The sequence below is a fragment of the Streptomyces sp. TS71-3 genome, assembly GCF_018327685.1.
Classification (GTDB): domain Bacteria; phylum Actinomycetota; class Actinomycetes; order Streptomycetales; family Streptomycetaceae; genus Streptomyces.
The window spans coordinates 4,835,666-4,860,744 of record NZ_BNEL01000001.1; the positions used below are offsets into that span (position 1 = coordinate 4,835,666).

At 70.5% G+C, this 25,079-nt stretch carries 18 protein-coding genes; 10 read left to right on the top strand and 8 right to left on the bottom strand.

What is annotated here, in order from left to right:
• Window positions 1-119: 119 nt before the first annotated feature.
• Both Sm713_RS19595 and Sm713_RS19600 read right to left on the bottom strand, forming a co-directional pair.
• Window positions 120-2,327 (bottom strand): SpoIIE family protein phosphatase, encoded by a 2,208-nt coding sequence (locus Sm713_RS19595; protein ID WP_212910883.1) that lies wholly within the window; start codon window positions 2,325-2,327, stop codon window positions 120-122.
• A gap of 130 nt (window positions 2,328-2,457) precedes the next feature.
• The gene (locus Sm713_RS19600) at window positions 2,458-3,360 is read right to left on the bottom strand and encodes a LysR family transcriptional regulator (protein WP_212910884.1); all 903 of its coding nucleotides are present in this window, start codon (window positions 3,358-3,360) and stop codon (window positions 2,458-2,460) included.
• A gap of 131 nt (window positions 3,361-3,491) precedes the next feature.
• Between Sm713_RS19600 and Sm713_RS19605 the strand changes: the two genes are divergently transcribed.
• On the top strand, window positions 3,492-4,766 hold the full coding sequence (locus Sm713_RS19605; protein WP_212910885.1) for an MFS transporter: 1,275 nt from the start codon (window positions 3,492-3,494) through the stop codon (window positions 4,764-4,766).
• Between the two features lie 804 nt (window positions 4,767-5,570).
• Here the strand turns inward: Sm713_RS19605 and Sm713_RS19610 are convergent.
• Entirely contained in the window at window positions 5,571-6,620 is a 1,050-nt protein-coding gene (locus Sm713_RS19610; protein WP_212910886.1) for a LacI family DNA-binding transcriptional regulator, read from the bottom strand.
• A gap of 480 nt (window positions 6,621-7,100) precedes the next feature.
• Here Sm713_RS19610 and Sm713_RS19615 point away from each other — a divergent pair, with 480 nt between their 5' ends.
• From Sm713_RS19615 to Sm713_RS19655, 9 genes are all read left to right on the top strand, one after another.
• Window positions 7,101-8,033 carry a substrate-binding domain-containing protein gene (locus Sm713_RS19615; RefSeq protein WP_212910887.1) on the top strand — a complete coding sequence of 311 codons (933 nt, stop codon included), beginning with the start codon at window positions 7,101-7,103 and terminating at the stop codon, window positions 8,031-8,033.
• Window positions 8,030-9,016: an ABC transporter permease gene (locus tag Sm713_RS19620; RefSeq protein WP_212910888.1), complete on the top strand. Its 987-nt coding sequence runs from the start codon at window positions 8,030-8,032 to the stop codon at window positions 9,014-9,016. The genes Sm713_RS19615 and Sm713_RS19620 overlap by 4 nt, the downstream gene beginning before the upstream one ends.
• A 2-nt stretch (window positions 9,017-9,018) precedes the next feature.
• Window positions 9,019-9,990, top strand: coding sequence for an ABC transporter permease (locus tag Sm713_RS19625; RefSeq protein ID WP_212910889.1), 972 nt, complete (start codon window positions 9,019-9,021; stop codon window positions 9,988-9,990).
• An 86-nt stretch (window positions 9,991-10,076) separates the two neighbouring features.
• Window positions 10,077-11,489, top strand: coding sequence for an adenylosuccinate lyase family protein (locus Sm713_RS19630; RefSeq protein WP_212910890.1), 1,413 nt, complete (start codon window positions 10,077-10,079; stop codon window positions 11,487-11,489).
• Window positions 11,486-12,391, top strand: coding sequence for an NAD(P)-dependent oxidoreductase (locus Sm713_RS19635; RefSeq protein ID WP_212910891.1), 906 nt, complete (start codon window positions 11,486-11,488; stop codon window positions 12,389-12,391). The genes Sm713_RS19630 and Sm713_RS19635 overlap by 4 nt, the downstream gene beginning before the upstream one ends.
• The gene (locus tag Sm713_RS19640) at window positions 12,388-13,431 is read left to right on the top strand and encodes a zinc-binding dehydrogenase (protein WP_212910892.1); all 1,044 of its coding nucleotides are present in this window, start codon (window positions 12,388-12,390) and stop codon (window positions 13,429-13,431) included. Before Sm713_RS19635 ends, Sm713_RS19640 begins: the two co-directional genes overlap by 4 nt.
• A gap of 110 nt (window positions 13,432-13,541) precedes the next feature.
• Entirely contained in the window at window positions 13,542-14,942 is a 1,401-nt protein-coding gene (locus Sm713_RS19645) for an amidohydrolase family protein (protein ID WP_212910893.1), read from the top strand.
• A 59-nt stretch (window positions 14,943-15,001) separates the two neighbouring features.
• Entirely contained in the window at window positions 15,002-16,363 is a 1,362-nt protein-coding gene (locus tag Sm713_RS19650; protein WP_212910894.1) for a Xaa-Pro peptidase family protein, read from the top strand.
• Window positions 16,364-16,410: 47 nt separating this feature from the next.
• Window positions 16,411-17,907 (top strand): aldehyde dehydrogenase, encoded by a 1,497-nt coding sequence (locus Sm713_RS19655; RefSeq protein WP_249416396.1) that lies wholly within the window; start codon window positions 16,411-16,413, stop codon window positions 17,905-17,907.
• A 64-nt stretch (window positions 17,908-17,971) separates the two neighbouring features.
• On the opposite strand, the gene Sm713_RS19660 is transcribed toward Sm713_RS19655, so the two are convergent.
• From Sm713_RS19660 to Sm713_RS19680, 5 genes are all read right to left on the bottom strand, one after another.
• The gene (locus tag Sm713_RS19660; protein ID WP_212910895.1) at window positions 17,972-19,306 is read right to left on the bottom strand and encodes an amidohydrolase family protein; all 1,335 of its coding nucleotides are present in this window, start codon (window positions 19,304-19,306) and stop codon (window positions 17,972-17,974) included.
• A gap of 55 nt (window positions 19,307-19,361) precedes the next feature.
• Window positions 19,362-21,005 (bottom strand): amidohydrolase, encoded by a 1,644-nt coding sequence (locus tag Sm713_RS19665; protein ID WP_212910896.1) that lies wholly within the window; start codon window positions 21,003-21,005, stop codon window positions 19,362-19,364.
• 172 nt (window positions 21,006-21,177) lie between these two features.
• Entirely contained in the window at window positions 21,178-22,653 is a 1,476-nt protein-coding gene (locus Sm713_RS19670) for an NAD-dependent succinate-semialdehyde dehydrogenase (protein WP_249416397.1), read from the bottom strand.
• A 63-nt stretch (window positions 22,654-22,716) separates the two neighbouring features.
• Complete coding sequence (locus Sm713_RS19675; RefSeq protein ID WP_212910897.1) at window positions 22,717-23,976, bottom strand: Xaa-Pro peptidase family protein; 1,260 nt, start codon at window positions 23,974-23,976, stop codon at window positions 22,717-22,719.
• A 63-nt stretch (window positions 23,977-24,039) separates the two neighbouring features.
• On the bottom strand, window positions 24,040-25,002 hold the full coding sequence (locus Sm713_RS19680) for an NAD(P)-dependent oxidoreductase (RefSeq protein ID WP_283249783.1): 963 nt from the start codon (window positions 25,000-25,002) through the stop codon (window positions 24,040-24,042).
• Window positions 25,003-25,079: the final 77 nt, after the last annotated feature.

Below are 25,079 nucleotides of genomic sequence, written 5' to 3' on the forward strand. Positions count from 1 at the left end.
ACTACGCAGAGCCTGTTGGGCGTTGTTGTGAGGACACTGTGGTTGGCCTGTCGTTGCCCTGAGCCATCCGGCTTGATGTCCTGACCGAGGCAGGGTCGGACCGTGGATTGGCGATCACGTCATCGAGGCTGACGCTGCTCCACGCCCAGCTCGAACCACGTCGTCTTGCCCCGGCCGGCGGGTGAGCTGCCCCAGGCTGATGCCAGGGCGTCGACGATGAGCATGCCCCGTCCGGACTCCGCCTCGGCGTCTCCCGCCTCCCCGGGGCCAAGGTTGGCCAGGAGTATGGGTGAGCGCGGGTCACTGTCGCGGACCTCGACGCGAACGTGGTCGGGATACTCCCGCAGTCGCACGTCCACTTCGGTGTCGGCGTGGACCAGGGCATTGGTGACCACTTCGGTGATCAGGAGCTCCAGGTCGTCGAGCAGTGCGCCGAGCCCCCAGTCAGGGAGCAGCTTGTGGAGAAGCTGCCGAAGTCGCCGGACGTGTTGCAGGTCGTGGCGGTGGACCAGGACCCGGGCGACCCGGCCGTGGGCCTCCTGCGGGCCGTCGTACCGCACCAGCAGCAGGGCCATGTCATCGCCGCGCCGGGCTTCGGGACGGGAACCGCCGGCGAGCCGGTCGGCCAGTACCTCCAGGTCCTGGGCCCGGCCATCGATGAGGATGCGCTGAAGCCGCTTGAGGCCGGCATCGACGCCGTAGCGGCTCGGGTCCAGCAGCCCATCGGTGTAGAGGGCGACGATCGAGCCGGGCGCCAGTATCGTTTCCGTCTGGTCGTAGACGGTCCCGGGGCCGACTCCCAGAGGCGGGCCGACCTGGAGCTGTGGGGTGACGACCTCTTCCCGGGGGACACTGACCATCGGCGCGGGATGGCCCGCGCTGGCCAGGGTGGCTGTCCCGGTGTCGAGGTCCAGCCAGAGGCAGCAGCAGGTGGCGAAGAGGTCGGTGTCCAGCTCGGCGAGGAGGCGGCTGCTGCGCTCCAGCACGGTGGCGGGATCATGTCCTTCTGTCGCATAGGCGCGCACCCCGCTGCGTAGCTGTCCCATGGTGCCGCCGGCCTCCAGGCTGTGTCCCTCGACATCGCCGATGACGAGTCCGATCCCTCCTCCGGGTAGGCCGATCACGTCGTACCAGTCACCGCCCACCTCGGCACCCGCGGTGGCCGTGAGGTAGCGCGCGGTGGAGACGATCTCCTTCAGATGAGGCAGAGCCCGGGGAAGCAGACCCTGCTGCATGCTCCGGGCGATGCCGCGCTCCTGCTCGTAGGCCCGGGCCCGCTGGAGCGCTTGGCCGACCTGCCCCAGCATGCTCATGAGTACAGCGAGTTCCTCGTCTCTCAACCCGCGGCGCCGGTCGGAGGCCAGAACACAGCATCCGACCGCCTGGCCGTCCGCGATCAGCGGAAGGAAGAACCGGGCTTCGTCGTCGTCGTACCGGTCGAGATCGGGGTATGCCGCGCGCAGCTCCTTCCCTGTCGCGAAGAACAGGGGCTGGATACGGAGCGTTGCGTCCGTTTCGGGGGCGCCGCGTGTGAGCAGGAGCCCGTCGACGCTGCGCAGGTCCTCCTTGGAGAGCCCTGCCGCGCCCACCAGCCGCAGTCGGCCGTTGTCGGCCAGGCACAAGGCCATCGCGTGCCCGCCGAAGGGGCGCACCACCTGGGTCTGGGTGGTGGAGACGATGTCACCCTGGGTCTTCGCGGCGGCGATTTCGGTGGCGAGCCGCTGGAACCAGTAGAGGAAGGCTGTGCTCGCGCACCCGTCTTCGCCGGGAGTCTCCGGGATGAACACCGGTGCCGAGGGTGCTTCCACGGACGCGCCTTGCTCGGCTTCCCGCTCCAGGTCGATGGCGAGTCGGTCGGCCTCGCGCACCAGGAACTCCAGGGATTCCGGGGCCAGGTCCCGGGGCGGGGCCCAGCGCAGGGTCAGCGCGCCCAGGCGCCGGCGGTGCGTACGCAGCGGAACCGAGACGGCCATCATGGTGTACGGCACATGCTGGATCATTGCCGGGTTGTCCTGGATCAGCATGCGGATCCGCTCGAAACCCCAGGTCACCGGATGCCCGGTGGAGTAGGCGAGCGCGGTCGAGAATCGCTTGTCGTCCGCTGCCATGCCCGGAGTGATGGTGAAGCTGAGGGGGCTGTCGACGGTCATCGCGGCGGCCAGGGAAGCGGTGTCGCCTCCAGAGGGGGCCGCGAGAAGGTACGCCGTGGTCGTACTGGGACGCAGTTGGGCATGAATGAGGCGCAGGGAGGAGCCGAGGCATGCATCGCGTCCCGCGTCCCGAGAGATGACGGGGACGTTCGTACGCATGGTCGACTCGCCACCCATGTGTCCAGAATACAGCGGTTTGATCCACTTGCTGATCAGGGCGGGCCCACGGTGGTGGTGCACTACCGTGTTGGGGCGACCGCCGCACACCGCCGGGACTGTGCCGGGCTCGCGGCGGGCGATCGCCTGATCAGGCGTTCGGGCGGGGGGCGAACGTGGCGAGCACGAGGCTGATGAGTGCTTGGGCGGCGGCGGTCGGGTGGCGGTCTGCCGCCGTGATGAGGGAGATCTCGAACACCGGCTCCGGGTGCACCGGCAGGAGAGCGACCGCGCGGGTGCCCGCCGTCAGCGATTCGCTCAGGAAGGCGAAGCCGAAGCCCGCCCTGACGAGTTCGACGACTGTGGGAACGTCGGCGACCTCCACGGCGATGCGCCGGCGCACTCCGGATTCCAGGAGAATCCGGTCGGCGCTGAGTCGGGTGCCCCAGCCTGGCGGAGCGTCGACGAAGGACTCGCCGTCGAGTTCGGTGAGCGGTACCACGCGGCGCCGGGCGAGCGGATGGTCGACCGGGCAGGCCAGCCGCATCGGTTCCGAGGCCAGCGGGTGCACCGTCAGGCCCGGAGGGTAGTCGGCGGGCAGGGCTGCGAAGGCCAGGTCGAGCGCGCCGTCGATCACCTGGTGGACCAGTTCCATGGAGCCGCCCTGGGCGGGGCTCGGGATGATGCGCACGTGCGGGCGTTCCTGGTGGTAGCGGGTGAGCACGGCGGCCAGGTCGATCAGCGTCAGCGAGTGCATGATGCCGACGCGTACCGTGCCTCGGAGCCCGCCGTGCGCTGCGGCGACGGCGTCGCGGGCGGTCTCCACCGAGGCCAGCACGTTGCGCGCCTCGGTGAGAAGCGCCCAGCCGGCATCGGTGAGTTCCACGTGATGGGTGGTGCGCTCGAACAGCCGGCCGTCGAGCTCGCGTTCCAGCGACCGGATGGAGACGGACAGGGTCGACTGCACGAGGTGCAGGCGTGCGGCGGCACGAGTGAAACTGCGCTCCTCGGCGACCGCCATGAAGTGTTCCAGGTGCCGTAGTTCCACGCTCATGCCTCCTTTTCATCAATGTTATCGCCATTTTTCGTTGGACGGCATAACTGACCAGGGTGGACGCTGATGAGGCCGGGCGCGGCGGCCATGTCGCGCCCTCTCCCACGGGCTGTGCGACAAGGAACCAACGCATGTCTTCTCTCATCAGCGCCGGGCAGAAGCAGGATGCTGCGCATCCCGCGCACGCGTGGCGACGCCGGCATCACTCCTTCGGGTTCTGGGTCGCCGCCACGGCCTTTCTGGTGAACATGGGCTTCTCGGCGGTACCGACCCCTCTTTACGTGCTGTATCAGCAGCGCGACCACTTCTCCACGGTCATGCTGACCGTCGTCTACGCGGTGTACGCGGTGGGGGTGATCGCCAGCCTGTTCTTCGGTGGCCACCTGTCGGACTGGGTGGGTCGTAAGGGGGTCCTTGTTCCCGCCCTCCTGATCAATGTGGTGAGTGCGATGATCTTTCTGTTCGCTCCCGGCCTGCCGGGCCTTGTGGCGGCCCGGGTTGTCAGCGGTATATCCGTGGGGCTGACCACCGCGACCGCGACCGCCTACCTGGCGGAACTGCATATCGGGGTGTTCGGCTCTGAGCACTCGCCGCGCCGTGCGCAGGTCGTGGCCACCGCGGCCAATCTGGGCGGCATCGGCGTCGGGCCACTCGTCGCTGGGCTCCTGGCCCAGTACGCGCCGCAACCGCTGCGGCTGCCCTACATCTTGTTCGCCGCCGTCCTGTTCGTGCTGGCCGTCCTCGTCGTGCTCTCGCCGGAGACCGTCGGCCGGCCGGAGCCGGCGCCGCGGTACCGGCCGCAGCGCATCGTGGTGCCGGGTCATGCCCGCAGGAAGTTCTTCGTCGCCACAGGTGCGGGAATTGCCTCCTTTGCCGTCTACGGTGTGTTCAATTCCCTCGCCCCGTCGTTCCTGGTCGGCACCATGCATCAGCACTCGCACGCCGTGGCCGGGGCGGTGGCGTTCGCCGCCTTCGCCGCAGGTGCCGTCGCACAGATCGCCATGAGCCGGGCCGGTCTGCCGCGCACGCTCAATGCCGGGCCGCTGATCCTCGTTCCGGGGCTCGCGCTCCTCGTGGGCGGAATGTGGCTGCCGAGCCTGATGATGTTCGTGTTCGGCGGAGTGCTGACCGGCGCCGGTGGCGGTTTGGCCTTCCGGGGCGCTCTCACCGCCGCCGGGTCGACCGCGCCCGCCGCATCACGCGCCGAGGTGCTCGCCGGGTTCTTCCTCGGCGCCTACATCGGACTCTCGGTTCCGGTGGTGGGCCTGGGCATTGCCACCCAATACGTGTCCGCTTCCACGGTGATGCTGGGGTTCGTGGTGATCGCGGCTGTCGCCGTGGTGGGATGCGGCCGCGTCCTGGCCGCGCAGCACACCCGGAGTGGGCCGGGCGAGCACACCGAGTGACCGCGCGGGTCTGACCAGCGCCCGATGCACCGGTCGATCCGCCGGTGACGTTTCACGGGGCAATCCGCTTCAGCGGGCCGAGGCGACCGGTCCGCAGCCTCACAGGCAACGTCGGGCTGTCCGACGCGGTGGGCGACGCCTGCGCCCGGCACGGCTCCGGGGTCCGCCTCGTCCATCAGCGCAGCCGCCGAGAGCGTGCCGCGTGCGGTCACCCTCGATCTCAAGCGCTCGGTGCGCGCCCGGGTGCTGCCACTGGCCGAGGCGCCCCTGCGGACGACCCCGGCGGGCCGGCGCTGCAACCGGCGCTGCCGACCGGTCGACGGCACCCCGCCGGCCGGGAGCCCGAGCTGGATCCGGCCGTGCCCGTCGCGGCCGCGGCCGCCCAGGCCCTCCGCGACGCGCACTGCCCGCCGGCCGCTGCCCGCGATGGTCCGGCAGGCCGCACCACATGGCGGAGCCTCTCAGGGGTCCTTGCACTATGAGCGTCCGATAGGGCGCGTGGTCTGGTGCTGGGGGCACTCCCCCACTGCCCTGAACGGGCGTGGGAGGTACCCCCACCCACGCCTTTCAGGCTGTGGGGGAGCATCGCAAGGCGCCGGAGAGTCCTCGATGGGGGGCTGTGGCGGCGGCGCGGCTGGGTGCGGGTCGAACTGGAGCATCGCAAGGCGCCGGAGAGTCCTCGATGGGGGTCCCCCCGCGCGAGCGAAGCCGAGAGTGGGGGAGGAGCTACCAGGGCTTTTTCGGCAACGCGGCGAGGTGCGGTGCCAGGCCGCGCGACCCGGGCGGGCATAGTGCAAGGACCCCTCAGGCCCCTGACGCCACGGACCGGGGCAGGGGCGCCGTCCGGGGGGCGGCCGTGGACTCACGCACGACGAGGCGGCCCTCGAAGCGAACCGCGCGCGGAGCGTGCCGCTGTGCGGCGTCCTCCTCTCCGAGCCGTTGGAGGAGCAGTTGGGCGGCCATGTCCCCCATCTCTCTGAGTGGCAGTTCGTAGGTGGTCAGCGGGGGGCCGGCGATGCGGAACCACTGCGGGTTGAGGAAACCCGCCACCGACATCTGGCCAGGGACGGACACGCCGGCCCGCCGCAGTGTCTCCAGTACGCCGAGGACGATGCGCGAGCTGGAGGCGTAGACGGCGGTCACCTCGGGATGGTCGCGCAGGATGCGCAAGACGGCGTCGCTTCCCCATTCCGCGTCGTAACGCCCGGAAAGTTGGGGGCAGTCGCGCTTGCGCAGCCGCAGCCGGCGGCATGCCTCCTCGAAGCCGGCGACCCGGGCCACGGTGGTGCTCAGGCCGGGCGGCCCGGAGACCATCGCGATCCTGGTGTGCCCCAGGGCGGCGAGGTGCGCCACGATCTGGGCGCTGCCCTGCTGCTCGTCGCCGGTCACCGAGTCGACCGTGTCCAGGGCGGAACGACGGGCGTACTCGACCACGGGCATACCAGGGCTCATTTCCCGGGCAACACGCGAGCCGTCCGGGTCGCACGGGGTGTGGGCGATGCCGTCGACGCGCTGTTCGACGAGGGAGGCGAGCAATTCCCGGTCCGTCTCGGGGTCGCTGTTGTTGCAGCCGAGCAGGAGCCGGTAGCCCTGGGAGGCGAGCACGCCCTGGAGGATGGCCGCGCCGGACGTGTAGAACTCGTTCTCCATGTCCGGGATCACCAAGCCGATCACGTTGGTCTGAGAACGGCGCAGGGCGCGTGCCAGCCCGTTCGACCGGTAGCCAAGGCGTTCGGCGACCTCCTCGACCCGGCGTCGTGTCGCCGGGCTGACCCGCGGGGCGCCACTCAGTGCCCGGGAGACCGTGCCCAGACCCAGGCCCGTCTCCTTCGCGATGTCCTTGAGGTTCGCCACATGGAAACGATACCGCAGAGTAAAACGCCGCAGGTGTCATAGGGCAGCCCTCACCCCGGCACCGCCTTGCCCTCGACCCTGCCAGGGAGACGATCCGTCGTGGATAGCCGTGAACATCTCTCCCCTCAACGAACCGTCCCACTCGACAGGACAATCGTGCGATTTGTTGCATCAGAGGGGCGAACTCGGGGATCGATCCCCTGAGTTCTCCATGGCGGCTCTATCTGATGTGGAATGCTTTCCGCATCGATCCGGCATCCCTTGACGCCTTGAGTGCCCCCGTTCCCGCCGAGCTCGGCGCGCCGGGTCAGCATGCACTCCTAGCCATTTACCTGCACTTTTGGTGCCGGGTAGGCGCTGCGCCGGATCCTGCGTCATCGTCCGGAAATCCGCTTGTCGTCATCCATTGACATGTCACCCCCTTGGCGCGCATGCTCATCGCGTCATCGCGATGGAAAGCTTTCCACCTCGGAGGAGCCGATGAGACGTCGGAGCTTCATCCCCGCTCGCACGCTCGCCGCCGTGCTGGCTCTCGCCTGCGCGGCGGGTTGCGCAGCCAAGGCAGCTCCCGCCTCGGACACGCCCGCCTCATCCGAGGGGAAGGCCATGGGCTCATGTGGGGCGGTCCCCTACCGCGATCCGGGCGGCACCGCCGACCTCACGGCACTCCCGAAGGCGATCCGGGCCGGCTACAACGGCTACTTCGCTCCGGTGAACCGCTCGGCGTACGAGTCCTTCAAAGGGGTCAAGGGGCCTTATCGCATCGGGTACAGCGACTCGTTCTCCGCCAACTCCTGGCGTGGCGACGCGCTGGCACGCATGAAGGCCGACACCGCGGCGCTGAAACGATCGGGAATCGTGGCGGGGCTGACGACGAGCAACTCCAACCTCGACAACAGCCTCCAGATCCAGCAGATCACCAGCATGATCAACCAACACGTCGACGCGATCATCGCCATCCCGAACTCGCCCACCGCGTTCAACGGGGTCATCAAGCAGGCGTACGCCGCGGGTATCCCGTTCATCACGCTCAACTCCCACGTCACCTCGCCGTACGCGATCAACGTGGACACGAACTACCACCTCACCGGCGAACTGGTCGGAGCCGGCATCGCGAAGGTCATCAAGGGCTCCGGCAATGTGCTCGTCATCGACGGTATCGACGGCTCGCCCGCATCGACGGTGCTGCACGGCGGATATGCCGACGCCTTCGGCTCCTGTCCCGGCATCAGGGTCGCCGGTTCGCTGGAGGGGCAGTGGAGCGAGGCGACCGCGAAGACGGTCACGCTCCAGTACCTGTCCACCCACCCCGGCGGGCTCGCGGCGGTGGTCACCGAGGCGTCGCGCGAAGCCCTCGTGTCGGCCTACTTCGGCCGCGACGCGGAGCACTCGTCGAAGGAGGCCGCCAGATGAGCCGGGCTCGTTCCCTCCTGCGGGGCTCCCCCCTGGGCCGGGTCGCGGTCCTGGCGGTCGCCCTGGCCATCGCGAACACCGTGATCGCCCCGGCCCTGCTGACCGGCCCTCGCCTCACCGGGCTGGTGACCCTCTTCGTCCCCCTGCTGCTCGCCGCGATGGCCGGGGTGCCCGCGATCCTGTCCGGCGGCGGTGGCCTGGACCTGTCCGTCGGGCCGCTGCTGGGCTTCGTCAACGTGCTGGCGGTCGCCGTCCTCGTCCCGCACGGGCTGGGATCCGCCTGGTACGGAATCCCCCTGTGCCTGCTGCTGGGCGCGGCCGTCGGTGCCGTCAACGGTGTGCTCGTCGCGTATGTGCGTCTGCAGCCGATCGTGGCCACGCTGGGCAGCTACCTGGTGCTGGCGGGTCTGTCTCTGGTCGTGCTTCCACAGCCGAGGGGCGGGGCACCCGCGTGGGCGGCGACCCTCGGTGCCGGGTCATTCGGCGGCCACGTCCCGAACGTCCTGCTGCTTCCCGCCGCCGCGCTCCTGGTGTGGTGGACCGCGTGCAGGACGGGCCTCGTACGGCTGATCCGAGCCGTCGGCAGCGACCAGCGGGCGGCGTACACCGCGGGCGTCGACGTCGGCCTGGTCCGGATCGGCGCGTACACCCTCGGAGGCCTCCTCGCAGCGCTGGCCGGGATGGCGCTGACCGCGCTGATCGACTCCGGCGACCCGGGGGTCGGCAAGCAGTACACGCTGATCGCGGTGGCCGCCGTCGCCCTCGGCGGCAACTCGCTGGCCGGCGGAACCGGCGGTATCACCGGCCCAGCGCTGGGCGCCGCGACCCTTTTCCTCATCCAACTGCTGCTGTCGGCACTGCACATGTCGTCCCTGTGGATCCAGGTCGTCTACGGGGCCGTGCTGCTGGCCGCGATCTGCCTCAACTCCCGTGCCCCGAACGGCCTCCGCGCACATGCCGTGACCGCGCGACAAGGAGCGTGACGATGCGTGCCCTCCTCTCCCGTCTGCGGTCGTCCGCGGGCTCCGGCCCCGCCCAACTGCTCGCCGTGGCAGCCGTTTTCCTCGTCGGCCGCTCCACCGTCGTCGGCTACAGCGACTGGGCCTCGGTGCGGGCCATGGCCGTCCTCGCTTCCTTCCTCGGCATAGCCGCCATGGGCCATACGCTGGTCGTGCTGGCCGGCGGCATCGATCTGTCGGTGCCCGCCCTCATCGGCGCCGGAAACGTGATGACGGCCCGGCTCACCGGCGAGGGATGGTCCTCGCCGCCGGTCATCGCGTCGACGCTGGCAGCGGGCTTCGCCGTTGGCGCGGTCAACGGGTATGTCACCAGCAGGTGGCGGGCCCCCGCACTCGTGGTCACCCTCGCCACGGCCTCGGTGGTGGGCGGTGCCGTCCTGCTGTGGACCGATGCCTCGCTCTCCGGTCAGGCACCGGCGTGGCTGGCCTCTTTCACCTCATCGGCGGCCGACACCGGTCCGCTGCCGATCGCACCGGTGGTCGTGGCCTGGCTGCTGCTCGCGGCCGTGGCCGAGTTCGCCCTGCGCCGTACCATCGTGGGCCGCCGCCTGTACGTGCACGGCGTCAATCCGGATGTCGCCCGCCTGATGCTGGTCAGCGACCACCGGGTGACGACCTTCGCCTTCGCCTGCTCCGGCCTGCTGGCCGCCCTCAGCGGCACCCTGCTGACCGGCTTCACCGGCTCAGGGCTCTTCGATGTGGGCAGCCCGTATCTGTTCAGTGCCATCGCTGCCGTCGTCGTCGGCGGAAACTCGCTGCTCGGCGGGCGCGGCAACATCCTGCGCTGCGTGCTGGGCACCGTCGCCCTGACCGAACTGACGACGCTGCTCGTCGGCTACTCGCTGGGTTCCGCCGCCCAGCAGGCGGTTCTCGGTGCGGTCATCCTCGCCGTCGTCGCCACCTACGGACGCGAACAGCCGTTGGGCAGCCGCATATGACGTCAGCGCCCGCACCGGAACTCCCCGGCCCCGGCGGCACACCCGCACAGGGGCTGCCCCCCAACCCGACGGAAGGTCTTCCCACCATGCCCGACATCTCCGGCTCGCATCTGATGGACTCACGCGTCCTGGGCGACCTGTTCACCTCCGAGGCCATGCGGGCCGTCTTCACCGACCGGGCCATGGTGCAGTCCTGGCTGGACGCCGAGGTGGCCCTGGCCGGGGCACAGGCCGGGCTGGACATCATCCCCACGGAAGCCGCCGCACACATCGCCGACGCCGCCGACGCCGGACGGTTCGACCTCGACGCCATGGGCCACGAGGTCGGACGGACAGCACACCCGCTGGTGCCGTTGGTACGCCGGCTGGCCGAGGAGGCCGGTCCCCGTTGGGGTGCTTACGTGCACTACGGGGCCACTACCCAGGACATCACCGACACCGGACTCGTCCTCCAGGTACGGGCCGCGATAGAGCTGACCGAACGCCTGCTGCGCGATCTGATCCGGCAGCTCGCCGATCTGGCCGAGCGCCACCGGGACCTGCCGATGGTCGGGCGTACACACGCACAGCACGCCCTGCCGATCACCCTCGGGTTCAAGTTCGCCGTCCTGCTGGCCGAGTGCGAACGCCATGCCGACCGGCTGCGGGACGCCCGCCCGCGGGTGCTGGTCGGCCAACTTGGCGGCGCTGTCGGATCGATGGCCGCCTTCGGCGGGCGGGGGCCCGAACTGCAGGACGCGATGGCCCGCCGTCTCGGGCTCGGCAGTGCCCCCGTGCCCTGGCACAGCGCACGCGACGGCCTCGCCGAAGTGGTCGGGGTAGTCGCCATGGTCGCCGCCACATGCGGGAAGATCGCCAACGAGGTACGCGTCCTGCAGCGCACCGAGGTCGCCGAGCTGGCAGAACCGTTCACCACCGGCAAGGTCGGCAGCAGCACGATGCCGCACAAGCGCAACCCGATGTTCTGCGAGTACATCATCGCCAGCGCCATCCTGTGCCGGCAGGCGCCGGCGAGCATGCTCGCGGCGATGCACCAGGAGCACGAGCGGGACATGAGCCTGTGGGGTGTCGAGTGGGCCGTGGTGCCCGAGACGTTCTGCCTGGCCGCCGGGCTGCTGGAGCGGACCGGGTGGATCCTGGACGGTCTGGTCGTCCACCCCGAGGCGCTGTACCGCAACCTGCACACCCTCGGAGACCTGATGCTGTCCGAGGCGGCGATGATGCACGTCGCCGGAGCCATGGGCAAGACCGCCGCTCACGACGCGGTGTACGAGGCCTCGATGGCGGCCTGGGAGACCGGCCGGCCGCTGCGGGACCTGCTCTTGGAGAGCCCGGCGGTCACGGCGTCCGGCGCCGACCTCGACGAACTCGGTGAACTGCTCGTACCCGAGCGGTACCTGGGTTCGTGCGGTGCACTCGTGGACCGCACGGTGGCACGCGCCAGAGCCTTCCTCGCCCACACCGGGGTGTCCGCCACGGCGCCGGAGGAGGCCGCGTGAGCCCCGACTCCCGCGCCGTGGGGTTCATAGGCCTGGGCGCGATGGGGGGCCGGATGGCGGCCCGGCTGCTCGCGGCCGGCCACCGGGTGCACGGCTGGAACCGCTCCTCGGACCGTCTGGCACCACTGACCGCCGCCGGCCTCGAACCCTGCGCCACCCCGCGCGAGGTGGCGGCGCGTGCCGGGACGGTGCTCGTCATGGTCTGGGACTCCGAGGCACTGCTCGCCGTGACGGAGGGACCCGACGGACTGCTGTCGGGGATGACAGGCGAGCACGTCCTGGTGGACCTCAGCACGGTCGAACCCCACGTCAGCCGCCAGGTGGCGGCCCGCGTACGGGAGCGGGGCGGCCGGATGCTCGACTGCCCGGTCTCCGGAAGCCTGGACGCAGCCGAAGCCGGCACCCTCGTCCTGCTGGCCGGCGGACCGTCCGGCGCCCTGGACCGGCTGCGTCCCACGCTGGAGGTACTGGCCGAGCGGATCATCCACCTCGGTGAGGACAACGGCCTCGGACTGGCCATGAAACTCGCCGTCAACCTCCAGGTAGCCCTTCAGGCGGTCGCCTGGGGCGAGGCCATGGTGGTGGCCGAGGACGCGGGAATCGACCGGGCGGCGGCTACCGAGGCCATGCTCGCCAGCGTCATCGCCTCCCCGATGCTGCGTTACCGCGCCCCCTTCCTGCTGCGCGAGCCCGCCGAGGTGTGGGCCAGCGCCGCGCAGCTCCGCAAGGACGTCGCCTACGCCACCAGCGGCACCGGCGGTCGCACCCCTTCCGGGGACCTCGCGCTGCGGCTGCTCGACGCGGTCTGTGCCGCGGGCGACGGCGACCGGGAGGCGGCACAGCTGATGAGACATGTGGCGGACTGCCGGGGGACCGGGCCCGCCGAAGGGAGCGAGGCATGAGGGCTGCCGTCTACCACGGGCCGGGCGACGTCAGGGTGGGCACGGTGCCGGACGCCCCCGCGCCGGGGCCCGGGGAGGTGACCATCGGGGTACGGCTGTGCGGGCTGTGCGGCACGGACGCCCACGAGTTCGCGCACGGTCCGGCCATGATCCCTTTGCACACTCGTCACCCGGCTTCCGGGCACCTGGGGCCGATGGTCCCCGGACACGAGTTCATGGGCGTGGTGACGGCGACCGGGCGGGGGGCGGCGATCGCACCGGGGACGCGTGTGGTGGCGGGGGCCGGCCGCTGGTGCGGTCGCTGCCCGGCATGCGCGGGGGGCCGTACCAACCTGTGCCACAGCTACAACACGCACGGCCTGAACCGGGACGGCGGACTCGCCGAATACGTCACCGTGCCCGCCGCCATGTGCGCGGTGGTCCCCGACGGCTGCGCCGACGAGGACGCGGTCCTCGCGCAGCCCCTCGCGATCGCCCTGCACGCCCTCAACCGCTCGGGTGCCGGACCCGGCGATCCGGTAGTGGTCTTCGGAGCCGGTGGCATCGGCACCCTGCTGATTGCCGCAGCGGCCTTCCGGGGCACGCCGGTCCATGTCCTGGATGTCGACCCGGAGCGCCTGGAGACCGCTGTCGCGCTGGGTGCGGCATCGGCGCGGATCGCGGACGCGGCCGGACTGGACGCCGTCCGGACGCTCGGCCGGACCGGCGCCCCGGTGGTGATCGAGGCGTCGGGTGCGGCGGCCGGCCTGCGCGACGCGCTGCGCGTCACCGGCGCCGGCGGCCGTGTCGTGCTGCTGGGGCTGCCGAGCACCGCCCCTGAGGTCGACGTCCGGGGCGCGGTCGTGGCGGAGGTCGACCTGATCTCCACCAGCGCGCATGTCTGCGCGAGTGACCTCCCCGAGGCGGTCGCGGCGCTGGACGCCCGGCCGATCGCCGGCCTGGTCGTGGACCGCGTCGTGCCGCTGGAGGAGGTCGTGGCGGGGGCGCTCGCACCGCTTGCGGCGGGCCGGCTGCGCGGCAAGGCCGTGGTGCGGGTGTGAGGCGGCGGTCACCTGACGGGGGCCCCGTGCCTCGGGCCTGCTCGACGGCGCCCCTGGTCAATTAGGGAATTTTTCTACACTTTATTAAAAACGTGCACAAAGGAGTGGACATGAACGGCGCTGAACGGCTCCTCCTGCGCAACGGCACCGTGATCACGATGGATGACGAGCTCGGCGACTTCGACCGGGCCGACGTCCTCGTGTCCGGCGGGAAGATCGACGCCGTCGCACCCGACCTGGGCGCGGTGGACGCCCGCGTCATCGAGGCGCGAGGCATGATCGTCATGCCGGGGATGGTGGACACACACCGGCACACCTGGCAGGCGGCACTGCGCGGGATCGCTGCCGACTGGACGCTGGGCCAGTACATGACCGGCCTGCATCTGGGTCTGTCCGCGCTGTTCACCCCGGAGGACACCTACGCCGGCAACCTGCTGGGAGCCGTCGAGGCGCTGGATTCCGGCATCACGACGATGCTGGACTGGTCGCACAACGTGAACACCGCCGCACACAGCGACGCCGCCGTGCAGGGGCTGTTCGACGCCGGGATCCGAGCGGTCTTCGCGCACGGCGGCGGCGCCGACATGTACCAGGTGCCCAGCACCGTGCCGCACGACGAGGACGTCCGCCGGGTCCGCGACCGGTACTTCTCCTCCGGAGCTCAGCTCTGCACGATGGCCATGGCCCTGCGCGGACCGCAGTTCGCCACGATGGACGTCACCGAGTCCGATCTGCGGCTCGCCCGCGAGCTCGGCCTGCCCGTCACCCTGCACGTGGGCGACGGCGAGTGGGGGCGCAGCCGTCCCGTGACCCGGATGCGCGAGCGCGGACTGCTCGGTCCGGACATCACGTACGTGCACTGCAACACCCTCGCCGACGACGAGCTGCGTGACATCGCCGACTCCGGAGGCAGCGTGTCCATCGCCCCCGACATCGAGATGCAGATGGGCCACGGCTGGCCCGCCACCGGACGGCTGACGGGGGTCGGCATCCGGCCCAGCCTGTCCATCGACACCTGCGTCTCCAACAGCGGGCACATGTTCGGCACCATGCAGATCTGCCTGGCCACCCAGCGCGCACTGGACAACCAGGAGCCCGGCGCCAGCGACCGCCCCGCCGTCTCCCTCACCTCGCGCGACGTGCTGTCCTTCGCCACCGTCGACGGCGCACGGGCCTGTGGCCTCGCAGACCGCGTCGGCAGCCTGACCCCCGGCAAGCAGGCCGACATCGTCGTGCTGCGCACCGACAATCCCTCGCTCTCACCGGTCAACAACCCGGTGGGGCAGGTCGTGTACGCGGCGCACCCCGGTCTGGTGGACACCGTCGTGGTCGCGGGCCGGATCGTGAAGACCGCCGGCCACCTGCACGGCGATGTCGCCGAGCGGGCCCGGAATCTGGCGATCGCCAGCCGCGACTCGCTCTTCGAGCGCACCCGGCACACCGCGAACCTGGCCGACGCGCACACCGGGGGCGGCTGGCAGCCCGCGCCGCTGGTCACCTCGCGGCTGTGATGCCGGCCGTCCCCCCACACACACACCGCACCACGGACACCGTGAAAGGAAGCACCACTATGGGTATCGCCACCTACGGCTCGACCAACGTCGACTGGGAGGCGCGCATCGACATGGACCGGCTGCGCCGCGAGCGGCTGGCCCGGCTGCGGGCCCAGTTGGAATCCTCCAGCTTCGGCGCGCTGCTGGCCTTCGACTTCGCCAACATCCGGTACATGACGGCCACGCACATCGGCACGTGGGGTTCGGACAAACTGGTCCGGTTCGCCCTGCTGGTGCGTGGCGCAGAGCCGGTCATCTGGGACTTCGGCTCCGCGGCCCGCCACCATCAGCTCTACAACCCCTGGCTGGGCGACGAGGAGACCGACTCGGAGACCGGGGTGCGCACTCCAGTTCCCGGCACCTCCCGCTCGTACCCCGGCATCTCCACGCTCCGCGGCGCCCTGCACCCCGACGGTGGGCAGGCGGAGAACGTCGCCGCCCGAGTACTGGCGGAGCTGCGCAAGCACGGCCTGGAGAACGAACCAGTCGGCGTCGACTTCGTCGAAATGCCGGTGCACCGGGCGCTGACGCAGGCCGGTCTGGACATCGCCGACGGCCAGCAGGTCTTCCTGGAGGCCCGCCGGGTCAAGACCCGTGATGAGATCTCACTGCTCACCCACGCCTGCGGCCTGGCCGACATGGCGTACGAGGAGCTGTACGGGTTCCTGCGGCCCGGTGTGAAGGAGAACGAGACCGTCGGACTGGTGAGCAAGATCCTCTACGACGGGGGTTCGGAGTGGGTCGAGGGCATCAACGCCATCTCCGGCGAGCGGTGCAACCCGCACCCGCACCTGTACTCCGACCGCATGGTCCGGCCCGGCGACCCCGCCTACTTCGACATCGTGCACAGCTACATGGGCTACCGCACCTGCTACTACCGCACGTTCTCCGTCGGCAGCGCCTCCCCGGCGATGAACGACGCGTACAAGAGGGCCCGGGACATCATGGACGAGTCGCTCGCCGCGGTGAAGCCGGGTGCGACGACCGCTGACATCGTCTCGCTGTGGCCGCGGGCCCAGGACTTCGGGTTCGCGAACGAGGAGGCCGCGTTCGCCCTCCAGTACGGGCACGGTGTCGGGCTGTCGGTCTGGGAGAAGCCGATATTCAGCCGGATGACCTCGCTGGACCACCCGGAGGAGCTCAAAGAGGGCATGGTCTTCGCCCTGGAGACCTTCTGGCCGGCGCGGGACGGCTGGTCGGCCGCGCGCATCGAGGAGGAACTGGTGGTCACCGCTGACGGCTGTGAGGTCATCACGCGCTTTCCCGCGGAGGAACTCCTCGTCGCCGGGCAGCGCTACTTCGCCGCCTCCGGGCCGCTGCCCGCCGTCCGCGAACCGCAGTCGCACCTCAACAACCCCACGCTGCGCGCCCGCTCGTGACGCCCTGCCCACCCCACCACCGTCACCCTCACGACAGGAGGTCCCACGTGACAACCCCCGAGCCGACGGAGCCCGGGCCGGCCGGGCTGCGGATGCGGATCGGCGGCGAATGGCGCGAAGCGCTGTCCGGCGCCCGGTTCGAGACCGTCAGCCCCTTCACCGGACAGCCCTGGGCGAGCGTTCCCGACGCGGGCCCCGAGGACGTCGATCTCGCGGTGCGCGCCGCCGAGAAGGCCCAGTACGGTGTGTGGGGCCGCACCACCGGCTTCGAACGGGCCCGTCTGATGCACCGGCTGGCCGATCTCATGGAACGGGACGCGGAGCGGCTGGCCGCAACCGAGACCCGCGACAACGGAAAGCTGCTGCGCGAGATGCGCGGGCAGATGGAGTACCTCCCGTCCTGGCTGCGCTACTTCGCAGGCGTCGCCGACAAGCTACAGGGCGAGGTCATCCCCTCTGACCGGCCGAACTTCATGGTGTACACCCGGCACGAGCCGGTGGGCGTCGTGGGGGCCATCGTCCCGTGGAACTCCCCGTTGATGCTCCTGATGTGGAAACTGGCGCCGCTGCTCGCTGCCGGCTGCACCCTGGTGCTCAAGCCGTCCGAGCACACTCCGGTCTCCGCACTGGAGTTCGCCGGGCTCGTGGAGGAAGCCGGTTTTCCCGCCGGTGTGTTCAATGTCGTGACCGGGCAGAGTGCCGACCTCGGGCGCGCGTTGGTCGAGCACCCGGGTGTCCGGCACGTCGCGTTCACCGGCTCTCCGGGCGTCGGTATGAAGGTCGCCCAGGCCGCGGCCGGGCACTTCGCCCGCACCACTCTCGAACTCGGCGGCAAATCAGCCCAGTTGGTCTTCCCCGACGCCGACCTGGAGGCCGCGTCCAACGGCGTGATCGCCGGAGTCTTCGCGGCCACCGGGCAGACCTGCGTGGCAGGCTCCCGTCTCGTGGTCCACCGCGACGTCCACGACGCCCTGTTGGAGCGGGTGGCCGAACGGGCCGCGAGGATCGTGCTGGGCGACCCCGCGGCGCCGGACACCGAGATGGGCCCGCTGGCCAACGCGGCGCAGTTCGCCACGGTCAACGGCTTCGTCGAGCGTGCCGTCGCGGACGGCGCGACGGTGCTCACCGGCGGGCGGCCCGACCCCGACCTCGGCGGTCTGTTCTACCGGCCGACGGTGCTGACCGGCGTGCGCCCGGAGATGGAGGTCGCCCGAGAGGAGATATTCGGACCCGTACTGTCGGTCCTCACGTTCGACACCGAGGAGGAGGCGGTCGAACTGGCCAACTCCACGCGCTACGGCCTCGGCGCGGGCGTGTGGACGGAGGACCTGCGACGTGCCCACCGCGTGGCGCACGAACTACGCGCTGGCAACGTGTGGGTGAACGCCTACCGGGTGGTCGCCCCGAACGTGCCGTTCGGTGGCACCGGCGCCAGCGGGTGGGGCCGGGAGAGCGGCGTGGAAGCGGTGCGTGAGTACACCGAGACGAAGGCGGTCTGGATCGAACTGAGCGGTGCCACCCGCGACCCGTTCACCCTGGGCTGACGGCGTGCGCGAGTGCCGGGGCCACATCCGGACGGTCCCGGCACTAGGGTGTTCGCCGATCGCGTCAGACGGCGGGCACGACGGCGAACGGGGAACCGGCGAGCACGCGGTCCCGAGAGGAGCATGCGCGGTCGTGGAGGGCGCGCGTGTCCTGTCCCAGCAGACGGCCCTCTGCCTTGACGACCCGACCCGCGACGAGCACTGTGTCGACGTTGTCACCGGCCGCGAGAGTGACCGCCGCCGGTAGGTTGTTGACGGGGCCGAGGTTCGGCAGGTCCACCCGCAGCAACACGATGTCGGCCTGCTTGCCGGGTGTCAGGGAGCCGATCCGGTCCTCCAGGCCGAGCGTGCGGGCGCCCTCGATGGTGGCCATGCGCACCACGTCGGCCGTCGTGGGCACCAGCTCGGTGATCCGCTCCCCGCGGTCGAGGGCCCGCTGGTTGCGCAGCCCTCGCTCGGCCTCCAGGGTGCCGCGCATCTCGGCGAACATGCTGCCGCCGACCGCACTGACCACGTCGATGCTCAGGCTCGGTCCGATGCCGGCCGCAAGCAGGCGTCCGGTGGCCGGGTAGCCGTGCCCCATCTGCATCTCCACCCGCGGCGAGACCGACACATGGCCGCCGGACCGGGCGATGCGGCGCAACTCGTCGTCCGTGCAGGTGGAGCAGTGTACGTGGATGAGGTCGGGCCCGAGCAGCCCGGCCTCGTCCATCCGGGTCACCGCCCGTACCGCGCCGAGCGCGCCGGCACCCACGTGCAGCGAGGTGCGGACGCCCAGGCGGCGGGCGAGCGCGATGTCCGCCGCGGTCTGCTCCAGCGAGGAGAACTCCGGCCCGAGGCTCGCCAGCGCGAGGGTGAGCAGTCGGTCCGGGGTCGCGAAGTACGTCGCGGCGACCCGCTCGACGTCCTGCTCGTACCAGGTGTTCACGGGCGAACTGGGGGAACCGTAACCGAAGACGGCACGGATTCCGGCGTCCGTCAGGGCCTGCACGGCCGCGTCCGCGTGCTCCGGGGTGTTCATGATGTGTGACCAGTCCATCACCGTGGTCACCCCGCCGCCCAGCGCTTCGAGCGCGCCGAGCAGGTTGCCGATGTGGACGTCCTCCGCGGAGAAACGAGGACCGATCAGGCCCAGCATCCGTTCCGCGTATTGTTCCAGTGTCCAGTCGGCGGCGATCTGGTGCAGTGACGACTGCCATAGATGCCGGTGGCTGTCCACCAGGCCAGGCATCACGATCATGTCCGAGGCATCGATCAGCCGCGCGCCGTCAGCTCGCAGGTCCTTCCCGACGGCGGAGATGCGGCCGTCCTCCACAAGGACGTCGCCGGTGTCGATGTCGCCGAGGTGTGGATCGACGGTCATGACGGTGCCGCCGCGGATCAGAAGGGTGTCACTCATTTCGTAGCCTTCGCATCTCGATTGGTCGGCCGAAGGGTCGTGCGCCCGACGGAGGTCAGGCGTCGAAGGGGCCGGTGGCGTGCACGGGCTTGCCACCCACGAGGGTCAGCAGTGATGTGATGCCGGCGATCTCCCCGGCGGGTACGGAGAAGTAGTCGTCGCTCAGGACTGCCAGGTCGGCGCGTGCGCCCGGGGCCAGGTGCCCGCGGTCGGCCTCCTCGAAGGAGAACCAGGCGTTACCGCGCGTATACAGTTCCAGCGCCTTCGCCCGGGTCAGCCGGTGGTGCGGCGCCCGCCGGGTACTCCCGTCCAGGGAACGGCCCTCGTGCAGCCACCACAGCGCGAGCCAGGGGTTGTGTGAGGACGCCCGCGAAGCGTCGGTCCCGGCACCGAGCGGGATGCCGGCCGCCAGCAGATCGCCCAGCGGAGGCACGTTCGCCATCGCGTCGCTGCCCCACCGCTCCGCGCTGGCCGCCGCCTTGAAGACCTGGTGGTCGTCGGCGATCACCCCGGCCCCTAGGGTGGCCAGTCGGTGGAGGTTGCGAGAGCTGATGGTGTCGGCATGGGCGAGGGAGAAGCGCATGTCCCGGATCGGGATGTCCCGGTCGACCTCCTCCCAGACGTCGAGGATCCGGCCGATCGTCGTGTCAAGGACTGCGTGAATGTGCATGGGCCAGCCCCGTTCGGCCACGCGCCGGGTGATGGCCGACAACTCCGCGTGGGCTGTGCGGTCCAGTTCGAAGGGCTCCAGCCCCTCGAAGTCGTGGCAGCCGTAGTGCACGACCTCCCCGATGCCGGTCATACGCACCATGGCGTCGCCGAACCCCGCCTGCGTGTGCCGTAGCCACCCCTCCAACTGGGCGATCTCCTGTCCGGCGTCCACCGCTGAGGCGAACAGCCGGAAACGGGCGGTCAACTCCTCTGCCCGCCACAGGTCGAACAGCGTGTCGTAGCGCTCGGGCGCCATGCCGAACCCGCCGGGGTCGAGGACGCCGGTCAGGCCCAGGGCGTTGAGGTCCGCGAGCATCGCGCGGGTGGATGCCCGCCGGGCCTCCGGGCTCGGGTCCGGCATCGCGGCCAGGACACGGTTGAACGCCCCCATGCCCCGAATCACACCGGTCGCGCGGCCGGTGGCGGGATCGCGTTCGACCGCCCCACCGGGGAGATTCTCGGCCCAGTCGTCCAGGCCCACGGCGTCCGCTGCCGTGCTGTTGAGGACTGCCAGGTCGTACAGCGCCTGCACGTAAACCGGCCGGTCGGGCGCGACGGCGTCGAGTTCCGCGCGGCTCGGTGAGCGCCGCTCGGCGAACTGAGTGGGGTGCCAGCCCCCGATGACGCGGATCCAGGTGCCGGGCGCGGAGGCGCGGGTGGCGTCGCGGATGGCGGAAAGGGCTTCGTCCAGCGTTTTGACCCCGGACCAGTGGAGTTCGTCCGCCCACGTGGCACCAGCTCGTACCGCGTGCGCGTGACCGTCGATGAGGCCCGGGACGACCCGGTGCCGGCGCAGATCAATGACCTCGGTGCCCGGCCCGGCCAGGGCAAGGACGTCGTGATCGGTGCCGAGGGCGGCCACTCGGCCGCGCGAGACGGCGAGCGCCTGGTGCCCGCCCGGGCCATGGCATTCCCCGTGGCCCGACCAGACGCTTCCGTTGACATAAAGGGTGTCCGGGGCCTGATGGGCAAGCCGACTCAGCTGCATTGCAAGGGTCCTTTCGTCGGCACATCGGCGTCCGACGGGTGGGGAGGGACGGTCTGGGTGGAGTCGTGGACGAGGGGCCGCGGCTCCGTGAGGCGCCGCGGCCCCCGAGCCCCGGAAGGGACGGTGGGGAGGCCCGTCATGTTCCGAGGCAGTTCCGAGGCGGCCGGAAGGGCTACCAGTTCAGGGCCGTGTACTGGGACTCGGTGTAGTCCAGCAGCCCTTCGTGGCCGCCCTCACGGCCTATGCCGCTCTGCCGGGTGCCCCCGAAGGGGGCCGCGGGATCGGACACGACACCCCGGTTGAGGCCGACCATGCCGGAGTCAAGGCGTTCTCCGACGCGTAGGCCGCGTGCGAGGTCGGAGGTGTACACGTAGGAGACCAGGCCGTACTCGGTGGCGTTGGCCAGGCGGATCGCCTCGTCTTCGGTGTCGAACGCGACGATCGGTGCCACGGGGCCGAATATCTCCTCGCGCAGGATGGATGCGTCGTGCGGAACGTCGGACAGCACCGTGGGCGGATAATAGTGGCCGACGCCCTGCGGAAGGATGCCGCCGGTGACGAGCGTCGCCCCTGCCCGCACCGAATCATCGACGAGTTGGGCGACCTTGTCGCGGCTTTCGGCGTTGACGAGGGGGCCGAGGCGGACACCGTCCTCCAGGCCGGGCCCGGTGCGCAGCGCCGCCATGGCGTCGGCGAGGCGGCGGGTGAACTCCGCCGCGATCGGGCGCTCGGCGTAGAAGCGGTTCGCGGCGGTGCACGCCTCCCCGCCGTTGCGCATCTTGGCGACCATGGCGCCGGCCACCGCCTCGTCCAGATCGGCATCGGCGAAGACGAGGAAGGGGGCGTTGCCGCCCAGTTCCATCGAGCAGTTGACCACCGTGCGGGAGGCTTCGGCCAGCAGGGTCCTGCCGACTTCGGTGGACCCGGTGAACGACAGTTTACGCACTCTGGGGTCGTCCAGCATGGTGGAGACCACCGCTTTGGAGCGGCGTGAGGGCAGGACGTTGACGACCCCGTCCGGTACGCCCGCCTCCTCCAGGACAGCCGCGAGAGCGAGGGCGGTCAGCGGGGTGTCGCTGGCTGGCTTGAGGACGACGGTGCAGCCGGCCGCCAGCGCGGGGCCGATCTTGCGGGTGGCCATGGCCGCGGGGAAGTTCCAGGGTGTCACCAGCACGCAGACCCCGACGGGCTTGCGCAGCACGAGGATCCTGTTGGTGCCGGAGGGCGCGGTCTGCACGGTGCCGAGGACCCGTACCGCCTCTTCGGCGTACCAGCGGAAGAACTCGGCCGCATAAGCCACTTCGCCGCGGGCGTCGGCGAGGGTCTTACCGTTCTCCAGCACGATGAGTTCGGCGAAGTCCTCGGCCCTGGAGATGATCAGGTCGAAGGCCCTGCGCAGCACTTCGGCCCGCTCGCGGGGCGGGGTGGCCGCCCAGCCGGGCAGTGCGGCGTCGGCGGCTGCGACGGCGTCGAGTGCGTCCTGCGGGGTGGCGCCGGCGACGTGGGCCAGCGTGTCGCCGGTGGCAGGGTCAAGGACCTCGAAACGTTCGCCGTCCCCGGCAGGGCGCCAGCCACCGCCGACGAACAGGTCGGTGGGTATGGTCCCGGCTCTGGCTCGGGCCGGGGAACCCGGCGCGTGTGCGGTCACAGTCTTGTCCTCCTGCTTGTGCGGGCCGTCGAGGGCCCGGGACCGGTGGGGTGGGCGAGATCATCAGTAGCGATTGGCGACGAAGAGTTCCTGCGCGGGAAAGCGGGTGAGCACCTCGGCACCGGTCTCGGTGACAACGACCTCCTCCTCGATGCGGGCGGCGGAGAAGCCGTCGGACGCCGGGCAGTAGGTCTCAAGGGCGAAGACCATCCCCTGCTGGATCTCCACCGGGTCCTCAAGGCTGTTGAGGCGGCTGATGACGGGGCGTTCGTGCAGGCCGAGCCCGAGTCCGTGACCGAACTGGAGCCCGAAGGCGGCCATCTCGTTCGCGAAACCGAACTCGGTGGCGGCCGGCCACACCCGGGCGACCTGGTCGGTGCCGATGCCGGGGCGGACGATCTCGATCGCGGCATCCATCCACTGGCGGGCCCGCGCGTAGGCGTCACGCTGGGAAGCGGTGGAGCTGCCCACGGCGAAGGTGCGGTAATAACAGGTGCGGTAGCCGTTGTAGGACTGGATGATGTCGAAGAACGCCTGGTCGCCGGGGCGGATGATGCGGTCGGAGAAGTTGTGCGGGTGCGGGTTGCACCGTTCGCCGGAAACCGCGTTGATCGCCTCGACCTGGTCGGAACCCATCTCGTACAGGCGCTTGTTGGCAAGCGCGACGATCTCGTTCTCGCGCACGCCGGGTTTGAGGGCCTCGGTGATGTCCTGGTAGACCCCGTCGACCATGGCCGCGGCCATCGACAGCAGCGCGATCTCGTCCTCCGACTTGATCTGCCGGGCGTCCAGCATCAACTGCTGGGCGTCGACGACGCGCAGGCCCTGGCGCTCCATCTCGAACAGGAACGGGGGCTCGACGATGTCCACCCCGACCGGCAGCTCGGCCACCCCGGCATCCCGGAGCATGCCCTTGATCTCGGTGACCGCTGCGCGCATCAGCCCGGCGTCCGGGGAGATCGCCCCGCGCAGACCGAGCATCCCGGCCCGGGAATTCTCCGGCCGCAGCCAGGGCGCGTACATCTGGTGATGGCGGGCGGCGGAACCGAAGTCCCACAGCACCGGTTCTCCGCCGCGGGTCAGCAAGGCGTACCGCGTCATCTTGTCGCCGAGGGCGCCGCCGATCCAGGTCTGCGTGGAGTAGCGGATGTTGTAGAAGTCGAACAGCAGGAACGCCCCGCACTCACTGGACTCCAGGACCGCGCGGGTACGGTCGAGGCGGTATGTGCGCAGGCGGTCGTAGTCGACGCGTCGCTCGTAGTCGACTGCGCTGTGGCCGTATGCGGGGATGGGGCGGGCGGGGCGCGGTTCGTCGAGGTTCATGGCTGCGGGAACGTCCTTCGTGGCTGGGATGAACGGGCCTCGGAAAGCGGGGCAGCGGCCGGCTCAGGACGCGGAAAGACCGTCGTCCATGGAGGCGTCCTCGGCTTCGATGTCCAGCCCGGAGCGGCGGGCTTGTTCGAGAATCAAGGTGGCGAAGTCCTCGTCCACCTGGCCGGCACCGATGGCACCGGCCACGAGCTGCGCGGTGGCGGAGGCGACGGGCATCGGCACCTCCAGCTCCCGCGCGGCCTCAAGCCCGAGGTCGAAGTCCTTGCGTAGCAGCGGCATGGTGAACGTGGGCCGGAAGTCGAGGTTCACCAGCGCGGGCGACTTGTAGCGGGTGAAGACCGAGCCCATGACGGAGTCGTTGAGGAACTCCAGGAACGCCGCCCGGCTCACTCCGCCCTTCTCGGCCAGGACCGTGATCTCCGCGAGGGACTGGGTGACCACGCCGAGGAAGACGTTGTGAGCGATCTTCACCAGCCGGGCGACCTCGCCCTGGCCGACGTAGGTGACCCCGCGCCCCAGCAGGCCGAGCAGGGGTTCGACCTGGTCGAAGACCGGGCGCGGTCCTGAGACGGCCACGGTGAGCTTGCCGGCCGCGATGACCTTGGGGTTACCACTGACCGGCGCGGCGAGGAAGCCGGTACCCCGGTCGGCGGCGCGGGAGCGCACGAGAGCGGAGACCTGGGCGGAGACGGTGGAACTGTCGATCAGCACGCTGGGGGAGGCGTCGGGATCGGTGAGCACGCCGCCCTCACCTGTGGTGACCGCCTCCAGGTCGGCGGACGCGGACACCATGATGAACACGACGTCGCGGTCGGCCAGCTCGCAGGGGCGGTCGACGACGGTGGCCCCCTGCCCGGCCAGCGGTTCCGCCTTGGCGCGGGTGCGGTTGTAGACCGCCACGTCGTGCCCGGCCGCCAGGAGCCGTGCGGCGAGTTGGTATCCCATCCGGCCGGTGCCGATCCAGCCGATGCGGGGACGGTCCAGTGTGGTGTAGGTCATCGTTCTTTCCTTGATCATGGCAGGTTGATGGTGCAATCGATTGCATAAATTCGTAAGCGGATCGTCCGCATGGAAAAATATTTAAGCCCGAATGT

What these genes read in the sequence shown, in the direction of transcription:
- Sm713_RS19595 (WP_212910883.1), bottom strand. Translation starts at nt 2,327, where the DNA reads ATGGGTGGCGAGTCGACCATGCGTACGAACGTCCCCGTCATCTCTCGG.
- Sm713_RS19600 (WP_212910884.1), bottom strand. Translation starts at nt 3,360, where the DNA reads ATGAGCGTGGAACTACGGCACCTGGAACACTTCATGGCGGTCGCCGAG.
- Sm713_RS19605 (WP_212910885.1), top strand. Translation starts at nt 3,492, where the DNA reads ATGTCTTCTCTCATCAGCGCCGGGCAGAAGCAGGATGCTGCGCATCCC.
- Sm713_RS19615 (WP_212910887.1), top strand. Translation starts at nt 7,101, where the DNA reads ATGAGACGTCGGAGCTTCATCCCCGCTCGCACGCTCGCCGCCGTGCTG.
- Sm713_RS19620 (WP_212910888.1), top strand. Translation starts at nt 8,030, where the DNA reads ATGAGCCGGGCTCGTTCCCTCCTGCGGGGCTCCCCCCTGGGCCGGGTC.
- Sm713_RS19625 (WP_212910889.1), top strand. Translation starts at nt 9,019, where the DNA reads ATGCGTGCCCTCCTCTCCCGTCTGCGGTCGTCCGCGGGCTCCGGCCCC.
- Sm713_RS19630 (WP_212910890.1), top strand. Translation starts at nt 10,077, where the DNA reads ATGCCCGACATCTCCGGCTCGCATCTGATGGACTCACGCGTCCTGGGC.
- Sm713_RS19640 (WP_212910892.1), top strand. Translation starts at nt 12,388, where the DNA reads ATGAGGGCTGCCGTCTACCACGGGCCGGGCGACGTCAGGGTGGGCACG.
- Sm713_RS19645 (WP_212910893.1), top strand. Translation starts at nt 13,542, where the DNA reads ATGAACGGCGCTGAACGGCTCCTCCTGCGCAACGGCACCGTGATCACG.
- Sm713_RS19650 (WP_212910894.1), top strand. Translation starts at nt 15,002, where the DNA reads ATGGGTATCGCCACCTACGGCTCGACCAACGTCGACTGGGAGGCGCGC.
- Sm713_RS19660 (WP_212910895.1), bottom strand. Translation starts at nt 19,306, where the DNA reads ATGAGTGACACCCTTCTGATCCGCGGCGGCACCGTCATGACCGTCGAT.
- Sm713_RS19665 (WP_212910896.1), bottom strand. Translation starts at nt 21,005, where the DNA reads ATGCAGCTGAGTCGGCTTGCCCATCAGGCCCCGGACACCCTTTATGTC.
- Sm713_RS19675 (WP_212910897.1), bottom strand. Translation starts at nt 23,976, where the DNA reads ATGAACCTCGACGAACCGCGCCCCGCCCGCCCCATCCCCGCATACGGC.
- Sm713_RS19680 (WP_283249783.1), bottom strand. Translation starts at nt 25,002, where the DNA reads ATGATCAAGGAAAGAACGATGACCTACACCACACTGGACCGTCCCCGC.